Source organism: Micromonospora sp. M71_S20 (assembly GCF_003664255.1).
Classification (GTDB): Bacteria; Actinomycetota; Actinomycetes; order Mycobacteriales; family Micromonosporaceae; genus Micromonospora.
The window spans coordinates 345,708-359,597 of sequence record NZ_RCCV01000004.1; the positions used below are offsets into that span (position 1 = coordinate 345,708).

At 69.9% G+C, this 13,890-nt stretch carries 11 protein-coding genes; 4 read left to right on the top strand and 7 right to left on the bottom strand.

What is annotated here, in order from left to right:
- The first annotated feature begins 26 nt into the window (after positions 1-26).
- The gene (locus DER29_RS30725; protein ID WP_158619115.1) at positions 27-665 is read left to right on the top strand and encodes a serine hydrolase; all 639 of its coding nucleotides are present in this window, start codon (positions 27-29) and stop codon (positions 663-665) included.
- 555 nt (positions 666-1,220) lie between these two features.
- On the opposite strand, the gene DER29_RS30740 is transcribed toward DER29_RS30725, so the two are convergent.
- Together DER29_RS30740 and DER29_RS30745 are read right to left on the bottom strand one after the other, a co-directional pair.
- Entirely contained in the window at positions 1,221-2,051 is an 831-nt protein-coding gene (locus tag DER29_RS30740) for a cyclopropane-fatty-acyl-phospholipid synthase family protein (protein ID WP_121401120.1), read from the bottom strand.
- Between the two features lie 58 nt (positions 2,052-2,109).
- Positions 2,110-2,430 carry a phosphopantetheine-binding protein gene (locus DER29_RS30745; RefSeq protein ID WP_199729620.1) on the bottom strand — a complete coding sequence of 107 codons (321 nt, stop codon included), beginning with the start codon at positions 2,428-2,430 and terminating at the stop codon, positions 2,110-2,112.
- 230 nt (positions 2,431-2,660) lie between these two features.
- Between DER29_RS30745 and DER29_RS30750 the strand changes: the two genes are divergently transcribed.
- Positions 2,661-4,310 (top strand): condensation domain-containing protein, encoded by a 1,650-nt coding sequence (locus DER29_RS30750; protein WP_121401121.1) that lies wholly within the window; start codon positions 2,661-2,663, stop codon positions 4,308-4,310.
- Positions 4,311-4,386: 76 nt separating this feature from the next.
- Positions 4,387-5,265, top strand: a complete 879-nt coding sequence (locus DER29_RS30755; RefSeq protein ID WP_233600272.1) for a MaoC family dehydratase — start codon at positions 4,387-4,389, stop codon at positions 5,263-5,265.
- Between the two features lie 225 nt (positions 5,266-5,490).
- Here DER29_RS30755 and DER29_RS30760 read toward each other — a convergent pair whose 3' ends face one another.
- The 5 genes from DER29_RS30760 to DER29_RS30780 all read right to left on the bottom strand — a co-directional run bounded on the left by DER29_RS30760 (position 5,491) and on the right by DER29_RS30780 (position 12,371).
- Positions 5,491-6,435: a ScyD/ScyE family protein gene (locus DER29_RS30760; RefSeq protein ID WP_121401123.1), complete on the bottom strand. Its 945-nt coding sequence runs from the start codon at positions 6,433-6,435 to the stop codon at positions 5,491-5,493.
- A 442-nt stretch (positions 6,436-6,877) separates the two neighbouring features.
- Complete coding sequence (locus tag DER29_RS30765) at positions 6,878-8,083, bottom strand: MFS transporter (protein WP_121401124.1); 1,206 nt, start codon at positions 8,081-8,083, stop codon at positions 6,878-6,880.
- 474 nt (positions 8,084-8,557) lie between these two features.
- Positions 8,558-9,739, bottom strand: a complete 1,182-nt coding sequence (locus DER29_RS30770) for an acyl-CoA dehydrogenase family protein (RefSeq protein WP_121401125.1) — start codon at positions 9,737-9,739, stop codon at positions 8,558-8,560.
- A gap of 734 nt (positions 9,740-10,473) precedes the next feature.
- Entirely contained in the window at positions 10,474-11,454 is a 981-nt protein-coding gene (locus DER29_RS30775) for an alpha/beta fold hydrolase (RefSeq protein ID WP_121401126.1), read from the bottom strand.
- Positions 11,455-11,774: 320 nt separating this feature from the next.
- Positions 11,775-12,371, bottom strand: a complete 597-nt coding sequence (locus tag DER29_RS30780; RefSeq protein ID WP_121401127.1) for a TetR/AcrR family transcriptional regulator — start codon at positions 12,369-12,371, stop codon at positions 11,775-11,777.
- Between the two features lie 83 nt (positions 12,372-12,454).
- Between DER29_RS30780 and DER29_RS30785 the strand changes: the two genes are divergently transcribed.
- Positions 12,455-13,612, top strand: coding sequence for an FAD-dependent oxidoreductase (locus DER29_RS30785; RefSeq protein WP_121401128.1), 1,158 nt, complete (start codon positions 12,455-12,457; stop codon positions 13,610-13,612).
- Positions 13,613-13,890: the final 278 nt, after the last annotated feature.

Consider the following 13,890-nt stretch of genomic DNA (forward strand, 5'->3'; position numbering starts at 1 on the left):
TCGAGGGCCCGGTGGCGGTGCTCCCGATGGGGTGCGACACGATCGTCCGGCTGCGGTCGATGACGAAGCCGATCGTCGCCGCGTGCGCGATGACGCTGGTCGAGGACTGCACGCTGCGTCTGGACGACCCGGTGGACGACCTGCTCCCGGAGCTGGCGGACATGCGGGTGCTCGCCGATCCCTGCGGGTCGCTGGACGACACCGTTCCGGCGGTCCGCCCGCTCACGCTGCGCGACCTGCTCACCTTCGGCATCGGCATCGGCACGGTCCTCGCCGAGCCGGGGACGGTCCCGATCGCCGACGCGCTGATCGCGATCGACAGGACGGATCTGGACGAGTGGGTGCGCCGCCTGGGCGAGCTGCCGCTGGTCCACCAGCCGGGCGAGCGTTGGATGTACGGCTCCGCCGCCGACGCCACCGGCGCGCTCATCGCCCGGGCCACCGGCAGGTCCCTGGAGGAGGCGGTGCGTGAGCGGATCTGCGAACCGCTCGGCATGAAGGACCGCCTTCAGCGTGGAGAGTGGAAGTCTCGACCGGCTCGCGACGTCGTACACCAGGGACAGCGCTCCCACCGGCGAGGCGTTCGTCGACGACCCGCCGGACGGGCGGTTCAGCCGGCCGGTGACGTTCGAGTGCGGCGGTGCTGGCCTCGTCTCGACCGCTGACGACTTCCTCGCATTCGTCTCGGCGCTGCTCGGCGGCGGTGCCCACGGCGGCGAGCGGGTGCTCTCCCGACCGTCGGTGACTCTGATGACGACCGACCACCTGGCCCCGGCGCAGAAGGCGGTATCCGGGTTCGGGCCCGGGGACTTCGACAACCGGGGCTGGGGTTTCGGGATGGCGGTCGCCACCCGGCGCACGCGCCTGGGCCCCTCGGCGATGGTCCGGCTTCTACGGCACCGGCTGGTACAACGATCCCGCCGAGGACATGACGGCGATCGTCGTCATGCAGCGGGCGCACATGGGCGACCAGACACTGCCGATGTGGAACGACTTCTGGACCACGATCTACCAGGCGATCGACGACTGAGCGGCGATCGGCGGGCGGGCCGGACCGCCGGCCCGATGCCGAGCAGTGCCGCCCGCCGCTCTCCCCGGCACGATGGAGAGCCGCCGCACCAGCAGCCCGTGCCGGACCAGCAGGTCGTCCTCCCGCCCGGGCGGCACGCCGCGATCCGGCCACGCCACGCCGCGGAACGGGGCCGGGGCGGCACCGCGGATCACCGGTTGGGCTTTCTCGCGGAGACGATCACGTACCCGATCTGGTCCTTCCGCGGCGCGAAGAAGCCGATGCTCCTCCTGGAGAAGTCGGCCATCGCGCTCTCGCCGAACTTCGCGGCCACCTCACCGCGTCGGACCATCGCCGCCTCCAGGAACTTCGCCTTCCTGCCGTACACCCGCGGGCCGCACTGGGTGTACTCCTCGATCTCGAAGCCCGCGGCCCGTAGCCGCGCGTTCCACTCCGCGAGGGACGGCAGGACGGTCAGCCGCAGGCTGGCCATGAACTTGGCGAGCCGCTGGGGGTCAGCTGTCGATTCGAGGCTGAAGTCGGAGAGCGACAACCTGCCGCCCGGCCGCAGCACCCGGTACAGCTCCCCGAGCACCCGGTCCAGATCCGGTGCGTTCTGCAGCGACTCCAGCGCCAGCACCGCGTCGAACGTGCCGTCGGGGTGGTCCAGCTTCATGAAGTCGCCGTACTCGAAGTGCGCCAACTCGCCGACGCCGCTCGCCGCGGCCCGCTCGTTGGCCTTCTCCACCTCGAACGCGCTGACCGTGATGCCGGTGACCCGGACCCCGTACTGCCGGGCCAGCGACACCGCCGTCTCCCCGGGACCGCATCCGGCGTCCAGCACGTGCTCACCCGCACGCAGGCCGAGGGTGTCCGTGACCTTGCGACTGATCCGGGCCACGGCCTCGGTCAGCGTCGCGCTGTCGTCCTCGTCGTACCAGTAGTACATGTGGACCTGGCCGTTGCGGAACTCGTCCTCGATCGGCGACCGTTCGTCGTAGTGCCTGCCGATGTCCGCCGGGTCGGGGAGTTCTGTGCCCATGGATCACTCCCAACTCTCTGGTGCTTGGCACCCGCGTGCACCACCGGGCCGGGCATGCTCAGCCGGCGAGGTGCTGGTCCAGTTCGGCGACGGTGGGGTAGTCGAACAGTTCGTCGATCGACAACTCCAGTCCGAGTGTCTTGTTGATCAGGTTGATCAGCCGGATGCCGTTGAGGGACTGGCCGCCGAGGTCGAAGAAGTCGTCGTCCAGCCCCACGCGGGTCGTGGCGAGGGCCTCGGCGAACAACGCGCACAGGGTTTCCTGCCGTGGCGTTTCGGGTGCCCGGTACGCCGTCGGGTTGGTGAACACCGGTTCGTAGCGCTGGGCGTCCGGCGTGTGGGCGACCTGCGCGACGACCTGCTCCCGAGCAGTACCCATCTTCTTCCCCCATCCGCGAGCTCGGAACGGAACATCCCTCGCAGATCCACCATGGCAGGGCTGTCCGCCCGACGGCATCTCCGCACGTGCGCCCACCTCGACCACCGGTCGACCGGTGTCAGGACGTGGGGGAGCAACCCGAGAGGTGCGGCGCCGGCGCAGGACAGGCGATCCTCAGCTTCTGGCCAAACGTCGTTGCCAGCCTGTCCCGTCCCTCACGAGGAGTGGATATGACCCAGCAGAAGGCCATGGACACCTCCCATGCCGCTCCGTCGTCCGATGTCGCCGGTGGGGAGCGCCCCCACGGTGAGACGGAGGTCATGGTCGAGCGCGTCTTCGCGGAGTTGCTCGACGTCCCTGGCTTGCCGCGCGCGGCTTCCCTGTTCGATCTCGGACTCGACTCGATGTGGGTGACGATCGCCTGCGCCCGCTTGGAGCAGATCACCGGGGTGCGGGTCAGGTTCACCCAGATCTTCCGAACCCCCACCATCGCGCAGCTCGCGGCGTGGCTCGACGCGGCCCGCGACACGAGCGGTGAACAGGACGCCCCCGCCAAGCCGCTCGCCGCCGAGGGTGACGAGCTCGTGGCCATCACTCCGGTGCAGGCGGAGACGGTTCCGCAGAAGATCGTGGTCGAGATGGCCTGGTGGGTCGACGGCGAGGTCGACGATGCGGTCCTGGAAAGCGCCGCGACCGATGTCCACCGCCGGCACCAGGCGCTGCACGCCCGGTATCTCAGCGGGCCGGAGCTCGGGTTGGCCGAGGTGCCGGCGGATCCGGGACAGGCGGAGTTCCACCGGCTGGGCGAGGAAGGCAGTGACGACGCTGCGCTCGAGACGCTGCGGCGGACGCTGCGCAGGCCGCTCCGGCTCGACGAGGGAAAGGTCTGGCGGTGCGCGATCGTGCGCAGCAGGCAGAGCGGGCGCACCCTGTTCGGGCTGGCGGCGGACCACTCGGGGTTCGACGGCCGTTCGTTGGTCATCGTGACGGCAGAGCTGTCCGCGGCGTACGCGGCGCGCGCAGCGGGGGAGGCGCCGCGGTGGCCGAGCCGGACCGCGTCGCTCGCGGAGATGGCGTGCGACTTCCGGCACCAGCTCGCGTCGGCGGACACCGAGGCGCAGCGCCGGTACTGGCGCGACGAGCTCCATGAGCTCCCGCCCTGCCGGCTTCCCGGGCGCAGCGACGGGGTGTCGGAGATTCCCCCGATGCCTGAGGACTCGCGCTACTCGCTGCCGGGTCCGGCCGTCCTGCGCGAGTTCGTCGTGCCGCAGGCGCAGATGGAGAGCTGGGAGGAGTACGCCCGGGACGAGGGTATGCCGTCATCCGTCTGCGTGGCGGCGGTGTACGTGGAGTCCATCGTCCGGGCAGGCGGAACGCCTGACTTCGGCGTGGTGGTCGCCATCGCGAACAATTCCGGCAAGGTGATCGACGGGACCGTCACCAACCGGGTGGGCAACATCGTGCTGCGTCCGAACGGCCCGTCCCACTCGGGTGCGAACATCCTCGCGCGGACGCGCGAGGCGTATCTGCGGGCGATGGCTGCGCGCGACGTCCTAATCGTCCCCGAGGAGTTGGGCAGCGCGCTCAGCGGCTCCGAGAAGCTCATCCAGCTCGACCGGTTGGTGGCCCTCAGCTACACCCCGACACCCGAGCTCGCCTTCGGCAACGCTGCCGGGACGCTCGTGACCGAAGGCGGCGCGCTCTCCACGCAGTGCCACTTCCCCGCCATGCTCGTCGTGGCGTCGATCCCGGAGGGCCTCGACATCGCCCTGCAGGTGCGGACCGACATGCACGACGCCAGCCTCGCCGACCGGATCAAGGAGTGCTTCCTCGACATCATCAGCGGTGGGCCCGAGCGGCTCGAACTGACGACCGCGTGAGTGGGGCGAGGATCGTGACTGTCCCGCACGGACAGCCGGCTGACTCCTGATGCCGCTCGATCACAGCCTCGTCGGCGTGCCGGGTCAACCGTACGAGCGATCCTGGACCTCGACGGACGCGTTGCTGTACGCCGTGGGTGTCGGAGCGGGTCTCGGCGACCCGCTGCGCGAGCTCGCGTTCACCACGGAGAACAGCGAAGGCGTCGAGCAGAAGGTGCTGCCCACGTACGGCGTGCTGCTGGCGCGGGCCCCGGTGGCGCGCAACATCGGCGTCTTCGATCGGGCCATGCTGGTGCAGGCCGAGCAACACGTCGAGTTGCACCGGCCCCTGCCGGTCGCTGGCACGGTTCTCGTCACCTCCACCGTCACCGGGATGTACGACAAGGGCTCGGGCGCGCTTGTGGAGTTCGAGAGCGTCGCCGTCGACGCCGTCGACGGTCAGCCGCTCGTCACCGCCCGGTTCGGCATGTTCGTCCGGGGCGAGGGCGGGTTCGGGGGCGACCGCGGCGCCTCCGCACCGTGGCAGCCGCCCGACCGGGATCCCGACCACCGGGTCGTGCAGCGCACGAGGCCGGAGCAGGCGCTGCTCTACCGGCTCTCCGGCGACCGGAACCCTCTGCACACCGATCCGGCGGTCGCCGCGCGAGGTGGCTTCAGCCGGCCGATCCTCCACGGTCCGTGTACCTACGGCTTCACCGGACGGGTGCTGCTGCACGAGCTGTGCGGCTCCGATCCGGCCAGGTTCATCTCGATGTCGGGCCGGTTCACCGCTCCGGTGACGCCGGGTGACTCGCTGGTCGTCTCGATCTGGCGCGGTGACGACGGCGCCGCCTCGTTCCGGACCGCCAGGGAGGACGGGACCGTGGTGATCGACCGTGGTCGGCTGCGGTATCGCGGTCCCGCCGCGCCGCGAATCCCCGGGCGTGAAACGACCACTGCCGGGGCGCGGGGGTGACCCGCGGTGTAACGCGGACAATTTGTGCCCGTCGGGGGAGTTCCGGCGGAACATGATCCACCTGGTCCATTCAGCCGCTTTTCGATTCGTCTCGACATCCGAGACGTCTTCAGGTTCGCGCGGCTGTGCCGAAAAGACCCCACGGCCCGGCGACGCTTTAGGCGTCGCCGGGCCGTGGAATCTGTTGCGTCAATTAACTGCGCGGACGCGCTACTGCGGAGCCGATCAGATACCGACGGTCCAGACCTCGCCGGTGAGCGTGATGACGTACGCGGTCCTTCCGACGATCTCCACCGAGGTCGGCTGGTTCAACTCGTCGGCGACGACGGCGAAGGTGCCGTCGTGCTTGGTCAGGAGCAGTTCGCCGGTGTTGGGCAACGCCGGCGACGCGTGCGGGTTGCCGGGCGGGAAGTAACCCTGCGACAGGGCGTAGAGCTTGTTCCCGCGACCGAACTCCACGTCGACCAGCATGCGCCCACCCGAAGCCACCTCGCGCGGCTGCGGGGACCGGGCGTCGAACGCCACGATCTTGCCGTCCTCCGGCAGGTGCGGGTCCGGGCCGGCCTCGGCCATGTACACCGTGTTGCCCCGGACGGCGAGTCCGGTCGGGACGATGTTGCCGAACGCGACGACCTCCGAGACCTCACCGGTGCGGGTGACGCGCAGCACGCGGTTGTGGTGGCCGTCCGTGACCAGGAACTCGCCACGGTAGGCCTGCAACGCGTACTGGGCGCCACTGTCCACCGCGTACGGCGAGTTCGGCGGGTGGGCGATGGCCCACGCGCCGATGTCCGCGACGACCGTGAAGGTGCTCGGGCCGTCCATCCGGTAGAGGCCGACGACGTGGCTGCCGCCGATGTCGGGCCCGACCAGGGTGACCAGGACGTACGCCTTGCCGTCGAGGAAGGCGACATCCATCGAACCGCCGGGCACGCCGAGCGCCAGCGGCAGGCCGGTGGCGTACGTGGTGACCGCTCCGGTCGTGCGGTCCACCCTCGAGATCTCACCGGACATGGTTTCCGTGACGTAGAGCGCCCCGTCCGGGCCGATGGTGCTGCCCGCGCCGCCGGACAGACCCGTGGCGAGCCGCCTGGGTTCGTCGTCGTGGCCGGCAGAGGAAGCGCCCGCGGCCGTAGGCGTGAGCAGGACCATTGAAGCGACAATCGCCATCGAGAACAGCTTTCGGTGCAAACTCAATTCAGCCCTCCGTGCCCGTCGTATGTGCAACCACGGCGCGACGCGTCGCAGCGTGCCGCCATCGTAGCAGCAGATTCCAATTTGCACAGGGTTCCGACTCTACAGTGGATATGCGTCCCGCCCGCGATCGTCAGGGCATGGCTTCTCCTTACGGAACGGCACCGTGCCCTGCCACCTGCACCAATTCGGTGCAGGTCGCGCTATGGGTTGACGGGAACCGTTGGTGCGCCGATGCCTGATCGCGCGGCGTGTGGACGGAGTAATCGGGGAGAGGCCGTCGCGAAGCGCCGTGGAGTTATGGCGCATAAATGCCGGTATTGTGCGCTGGATCGAAATCCGTGATTCGCCGGTGCGCCGGTCGGGCCCGCGCGGCGGCGCGAATGCGGACGGCTGCCTCGGTCGGCGTCCGTGCCGCTCAGGCCGTCGCGCCGGCGGCCTCCGTCTCGCCCACGTCCGGCGACGTCGGCCTGGTCCGCTCGCCCCATCGCGCCACGGCCGGCATCAGCATGCTCGTCAGGGCGAAGAAGGCACCCAGTGCGATCAGGCCGGTCCGGCCACTGCTGAGGACCGGTCCGAGGAGCAGCACCGGAGCGATGGCCGCGCCGGTGCCGCCGAGGATGCTGGCGAAGCCGTCGTACTGGCCCTGGGCATGTGCCGGCGGTAGGCCCATGCCCAGGGCGAATCCGGCGGCCAGGTGCCAGATCTCGCCGACGGTGTGCGCGGACACGGCCACCACGATCATCAGCAGCGCGGCCCAGGCGGGCAGTCCGGCCGCGAAGCCCATCACCGCGCAGCTGCACAGGAAGGCCAACCCGGCTCGCCGCCACGCGAGTCCGCCCTGCCGGAGCGTCTGCACCTTGGCGCCCAGGCGGACCTGGAACGCGACGACCAGGATGGTGTTGATCACGAGGGAGGCCGAGACGGTCCAGTCCGGCGCGTTCGTGTGGTCGACCACCCAGATCGGAAGCAGCAGCAGGAGGACACTGAACTGCAGGCTGAAGGCGATGCCGAGCACGGCGTACGCCACGAACGGCTTGTCGCGCATCACGCTCCAGCGCAGCGCGGTGTGCGGAATCGGCAGCGGCTCGTAGTGCGGCATGCCGCGGTGCAGGATCACCCAGGCGATCACGAAGGTCAGCACGTTGATGACGATCGTGACATGGAAGGCGGTCGGTGTGCCGATCTGGAGCGCGATGCCGCTACCGGCGAAGCCGAGCGAGAAGCCCACGTTCGTGATCGCGTGGGTCAGCGAGCGGAAGCCGGCCGCGCTGTCGTCGGCCACCCGCCGCAACAGCGCGCCCTCGGCCGTGACGATCGCCCTTCCGGCGACCATCTCCACGGTGACGACGACCACGAAGGTGGCGAAGTTGTCGATGAAGAGCAGGCCGACCGTCGCGACGCACTGCACCAGGAGCATGGCCTTGGTCACCCCGAGCGGACCGCGCCGGTCGGCCAGGTCGCCGAGCGGGAGGCCCACCAGCAGGGTGATCGCCGATGCGATGGTCAGGCCGACCCCGACCTCGGCGGCGGACAGCTCCACGATTCGGATGAGGTACAGCGGCAGGCTGACCATCAGCAGCCCGGTGCCGAACGTGTTGACCAGCAGTGCCAACGCGTACACGCGCCTGGGGCCAGGCTCTGGGAGCAGGGAGGTGACTGCTCGGGCTGGGTTCAATCGCGGCACGGCTGCGCCTCCGGTTTCCTGTGTCGGCTACTGGGCGATCTCGGCGTACCCCGTCCGGTTGCCACTCCCGGATCTCCTGGACGCGGGGTCCGGCGAAGAACGACCGCGGTGGTCGCCGGGTGGCCGTGACCGTGCCCGGCAGACGGAGCTGCCGGACGTGGTCACGCGGCGACGGCGGTGCGGCCGGCTGGCCACGCTTCGCTGTCTGCCAGGGCGTGTGTCGAGGTCCCCCGGCCGGCCCGCGGCGGGCCCCGGCGACGGTCGGGCGCGGGCGGCGACGGCGGTGGGGCCGGGATCGCCGCCGGCGGCGTGGGAGGTCGGTCCGGACACCGGTGTCCGGACCGACCTCCGCCCTGCCGGACGTCGCCTGGGCTCCGCCCCGGCTCGACCGGGAGCCTCGCGACAGCCGTCCTAGACGTAGAGGGTGTTGGCGTCCAGGCCGCAGACGATCCGGCCGTACAGCTCGAGGTTGGTGTTGGGGTGCAGGATGGCGTGCAGGTTGAGCACCTGCACGTCCCGCCGGATGCGTTGGATCGCGACGTCGCGGTAGACGGACGAGCCGCCGCTGGCATTGGCCAGGATGCCGATCGCCTCTTCGGCCCGCTGGCAGGCGGCGCCCAGGTCGAGTCGGATGCGCGCCCGCTCCTCGAGCGTCCAGGGCTCGCCCGCCCGGCTCTTGGTGTCGAGCAGGTCCGCCGCGCGGTGTGCGTGGAACCTGACCTCGTCGATCGCGACGATCGCGCCGGCCACCTCGATGTGGGTGATCGGGGCCTCGCTCTGGTTCTCGTAGCTGGTGTAGGTGATCTTGCGACCGGGCAGCCGATCGAGGAAGGCGTCCTTCGCCGCCAGGGCCAAGCCGAGAGCCGGCGCGCTGACGATCGAGCAGGCGGTGGCCATGAACGGCGCGTTGAAGATCGGTGCGTTGGCGTTCAGCTTGGACCTGTGCTGACCCTGCAGCACCGGCCCCATCGGGAGCGCACGCTCCGCCGGGACGAAGAGGTCCTTGGCGATCGTGGTGATGCTGCCGGAACCGCGCAGGCCCGACGTGTGCCAGTCGTCGACGATCTGCAGGTCCGCGACCGGAATGGCGAGCATGACCGGCGCGAAACCGCCGCCCTCGACCGGCGTGACCGCTGCCGTCGTGTTCCACGTGCTCTGCTGCGCACCGGTGTTGAACGACCATTTGCCGTTGACGATGTAACCGCCTTCGGTCGGCACGGCCATCGCGCCGGGACTGAGGATCCCGCAGACGCGTACGTCCGGCGTCGAGAACACCTCGTCCTGCACCTCGTCGGGGAACAGCCCGGTCAACCACGTGCTGATCGACCAGACCGCGACGGTCCACGCGGTCGAGCCGTCACCCCGCCCGAGCTCGGCCAGCACGTCCACGACCGTGCCCATGTCGGACTCGTAGCCGCCGTAGCGGACCGGAACTCGCATCTTCAGCAGCCCGGCATCGGTGATGGCCTCGATGACGTCGGGGTGGAGCTGCCGGTTCTCGTCCATCCAGACCGCCTTCTCCCGCAGCAGCGGGACGAGCTCGGAGGCGCGGCGGACGAGTTCCGCTCGGGGCGGCGCTTGGGTGATCTCCATCGTGATTCTCCTTCGCGGGCGTCCGTCGCCACGTGCTGCGGCACATGGTCACGGCGATCGGGTTGATTCACGCCGGATTGGTGGTTCGAGCAGATCTCGGCGCGATGTGGTCACGCACCGAGATGATTTCAAGCCGGAGAGTTCTGTCGCACCTCCGCGATTGCGGCCCGGGGCGAAGTGTCAGCGCTTCATCCGCGGTCGCGTGCGCCGAGGTTTCGGCAGCTTGTCGGCGTACTCGCGGTCAGGTCGGCGCCAGTCGTGCCGCCGCCGGCCGTCGCGGAACCGTCCACGCGGGGCCAGCACGCTGCATGGACCGGCCAGCACGTCGGGCGAGGCGCCTTGCGTCAGGCATCCCGGAACGTATGTTCCCGAGGTGTCAGGCCCCTGTCTCGGCTGCCGTTCATCGAATGCCTAGGACAGCGAGACCGTCCCACGCGCGGCACGTGGAAGCCGGCGGCCAGGGTGACAGCGACATGTCCGGCGCAGCGGTCATGACGGCGTCCCGAGAATGCCCTTGACGATCTGCAGCAGGACGGGGGCGAGGATCGCCAGGCCGTAGCCGACCAGGGCATCAAGGTCGCGAGGACCGCCCACATCGCACCGGTCAAGCTCGACGGACAGCAGGAACGGGCGTCATCCCCGCCACGGGCGCGTTGCGCACAACGCGATCATGGCGGGGATGATCCATCGGCCGTCGCCCACCGGCCCGTTCTGAGCCTCGGTTCGGCCCGGCCTCAGCCGAAGAACGATCTCAGGTGCTGGATGAGCACCTGAGGCTGCTCGTCGACGAAGTAGTGCCCGGTGTTGGCGATCTGTACCAGCTGCACGTTGATGGCCTGCTGGGTGAGCGTCGCAGCGAAGCTCGGGTAGAAGATGTCGTGGGCGATGCCCAGGACCGGGGCGGTCACCGGCGCGTATGTCTCGTTGTCGACGATGTCCTGGCCCAGCGCCTGGTACCAGCCGTTGCCGCCCCGGATGGCGTCCGGAGTCGAGTAGGCATGGGCGTAGACGGCCCGGTCGAAGTTGTTGATGGCTTCCTTGTTGACCAGGAGGTTGTCGAACATCCAGTCGACGAGGAAGCGGGACCGGCCCGTGATCAGCTGCTCCGGCAGCTGTGACACCTGGTTGAAGGCGAACCACCAGGGGTGGAACGGAGCACCCGGCGCCGGCAGCATGCGGAACTCGTAGTAGCTGCTGTTCGGGTGTTCCACGTCCAGCATGGCGATCTTGTTGACGACTGCGGGGTGGTTCGCCGCCATGCTGTAGGCGACCATCGATCCCATGTCGTGACCCACGACGTTCACCTTGGGGTAGCCCAGCGCCCCGGCCAGCGCCGCGATGTCCGCCGCCATGGTCTTCTTGTCGTACCCGGACGCCGGCTTGCTGGAGCCGCCGGCACCGCGCAGGTCCACGGCGATCACGCGGTACCGGGTGGCCAGCGCGGGCATCACCTTGTGGTACTCCCACCAGGTCTGCGGCCAGCCGTGCAGCAGGATCAGCGGCTCCCCGCGCCCACCGGCGACGTAGTGCAGCCGGATTCCGTTGACCGCCGCGTACCTGCTCGTGAAACCCCCCGGAAGGGTGGCTGCGAGCTCGGCGGCGGACGGGGCGGTGGCCAGCGCGCCGTCCGTGGACGGTGCGGCCTGTGCCGCCGTGCCGGTCGCCGCGGCGGCGACCGCGCCGGCGCCGAGCGCGATCAGCTTCCTTCTGTTCATCGAAGACACGCATGCTCCAGTTCTCTAGACGGTGACATGGATCTTTACCGATTTTTGGGCGACGCAGGGTTGTGCCATGGTCACGGATGTCCGATGGTTTATCGGGAATGACCGATGGGGTGTAATTTCCTGCGCTTGCGTCCGATGGCCGGGACGTCCGCCAACGGGATAGCCGACAGTCCTCAGCCTTGATCCACCGACGCGGTCGGCGGCGATCACCGGTCGATCATTTCGAGCTGGGTGAGTCGGCGGGCCGCGCGATCAGCGGCAGATCCGGATGTGGTGGGCGGGGGAGTGTGCCCTGGACGCGCGGGATCGAGTCAGGAAGTGACGGCCTGGGAGCCGTCGGTCAGTGCGGTTATGGCGCGGCGGATGCGGCCGTCTGCCGCCGGGTCGGCTCCGCCGGTGAGTGCGACGTGGTGGAGGGCGCCGACCACGGCCAGAGCAAGCGCCTCGGTGTCGGCGCCTGCGGGTATCCGTCCGAGTTGTTGTTCGGCGACGAGGTATGCGACGACGGCGCGTTCGAGTGGCTGCAGTGCGGCACTTCCGTTGCCCAGCACCGCTTCGACCTCTGCAGCTAGCGCTGGCCGGGAGGCGATGAGCCGGGTGACGGCCAGCAGGGTGATCATCGGGGTCGCGAGGGCTGTCTCGGTGAGGTTCGCGGCGACCGCACCGGTGCCGGCGCGGCCGGAGAGGCCGGCCGCGGCGCTGGCGATCTGGAAGCTCCGGTCGACCGCGTAGCCGACCAGAAAGTCGTCGAAGTTCGCGAAGTGGGCGAACAGCAGCCCTGTGGCGACGCCGGCTTCGCGGGTCACCGCTCGGCTGGTGAGCTGGCTGGGGCCTGCTGCGGCGATCACGCGTTCCGCGGCGGCGAACAGGTGTTGCCGAGGTTCGGCGATGGCGACTCCGCGTGGCATGCCCGAAGTCTAAGCATGTTGCGCCGGGATGAGCATGTGCTCATACTGTTTGAGCGAACGCTCATTCTGGTCTGGGAGTGCGGATGAAACGAGCGGTGATCGTCGGCGCCGGTATAGCCGGTCTTGCCACCGCCCTGCGGCTGACGCAGGACGGGTGGCACACGCTCGTCGTGGAGCGCGCCCCGGCCCGGCGCAGCGGTGGCTACCTGGTGAACCTGCTCGGAGGGGGCTACGACGCCGCCGAGCGGTTGGGGCTGGTCCCCGCCCTCTCCGATCGCGCGTTGGGCCTGTTCACCACGGTGCTGGTCCGAGCGGACGGTAGGCCGAAGCTCACGGTGCCCTCAGCCGTCGCCGAGGCCGCACTGGGCCCCCGCACGATGACGGTGTTCCGAGGCGACCTCGAGACCGCACTGTACGAAGCGGTACGCGGCCACGTCGAGATCCGCTTCGGCGTCACCGTCTCCTCCGTCGACCAGGACGCCGACCGGGTGGGGATCGGGCTCAGCGACGGCACCATCGAGGACGCCGACCTGCTCATCGGCGCTGACGGCGTGCACTCCGCGACCCGGACTGCGATGTTCGGCCCCGATCATCGGATCGACCTGCCGTACGTGGTGGCGGCGTTCCCGCTCGCGCATCCGGTAGCGGCCGTACGCGAGTCGTCCGCCACGACCTTCATCGGCCCCGGGCGCACGGCGGCAGTCGTCAACCTGGGCCCGCAACGGTCTTCGGCCTTCTTCGCGTACCGCTGCGCGGACCCGGGCCGGGAACTGGAACGCGGACCGGTGGATGCGCTTCGCGCAGCGTTCGGAGACCTGGCCGCGGGCGTGCCCGAGGCGATCGGTCAGTTGGAGCCCGACCCTTCCGGCGTCTTCTTCGACCGGGTCAGCCAGGTGGACATGCCACGATGGAGCACCGGCCGGACCGTGCTCCTCGGCGACGCGGCCTGGTGCGTCACGCTCTTCGCCGGGCACGGCGCGGCCCTTGCTCTCGCCGGCGCCGACCGGCTCGGCACCGCCCTGCAGCGGCACGGCGACGACGTTTCATCAGCCCTGGCGGAATGGGAGACCGGCCTGCGACCCGAGGTCGTCAAGCGGCAGGCGCTCGCGCGCCGCGGCATGTACCAGTACGCGCCACCGAGCCGCTTCCACGTCTGGATGAACGACGTCACGATCCGAGCGATCACCCTTCCCGGCGTCCGCGGCCTCATCCGGCGTGGCATCGAACGACAGAACCGCTGAAGAGCGACCCGAGGGTACGCATGAGGGCCTGCGATGCGTGCCCATCGACAGAGCATCCCCTATGCGCCGCCCCGCAGTGGTTGAACCAGACATCACCCGACTTCACGGATCCGGGGCCCTTGTGGCGTCGACCGGCCCGCCGCCCGCTGACGGCCGTCCTGTGCGCGGCACGGAACTGGGCCCGGTACGCGGTCCCGGCGCCTTGGCGTCCTGCCGGGGCCGGCGGGCGAGCGCTGTTGTGACGCAACGGGCCGGGTCGGAAAAGGGACACAGCGGCT

Bases quoted from the DNA above. Each gene is read 5' to 3' on its own strand.
- DER29_RS30725 (WP_158619115.1), top strand. From the start codon at position 27: ATGGGGTGCGACACGATCGTCCGGCTGCGGTCGATGACGAAGCCGATC.
- DER29_RS30740 (WP_121401120.1), bottom strand. From the start codon at position 2,051: ATGGGCACAGAACTCCCCGACCCGGCGGACATCGGCAGGCACTACGAC.
- DER29_RS30745 (WP_199729620.1), bottom strand. From the start codon at position 2,430: ATGGGTACTGCTCGGGAGCAGGTCGTCGCGCAGGTCGCCCACACGCCG.
- DER29_RS30750 (WP_121401121.1), top strand. From the start codon at position 2,661: ATGACCCAGCAGAAGGCCATGGACACCTCCCATGCCGCTCCGTCGTCC.
- DER29_RS30760 (WP_121401123.1), bottom strand. From the start codon at position 6,435: ATGGCGATTGTCGCTTCAATGGTCCTGCTCACGCCTACGGCCGCGGGC.
- DER29_RS30770 (WP_121401125.1), bottom strand. From the start codon at position 9,739: ATGGAGATCACCCAAGCGCCGCCCCGAGCGGAACTCGTCCGCCGCGCC.
- DER29_RS30775 (WP_121401126.1), bottom strand. From the start codon at position 11,454: ATGAACAGAAGGAAGCTGATCGCGCTCGGCGCCGGCGCGGTCGCCGCC.
- DER29_RS30780 (WP_121401127.1), bottom strand. From the start codon at position 12,371: ATGCCACGCGGAGTCGCCATCGCCGAACCTCGGCAACACCTGTTCGCC.
- DER29_RS30785 (WP_121401128.1), top strand. From the start codon at position 12,455: ATGAAACGAGCGGTGATCGTCGGCGCCGGTATAGCCGGTCTTGCCACC.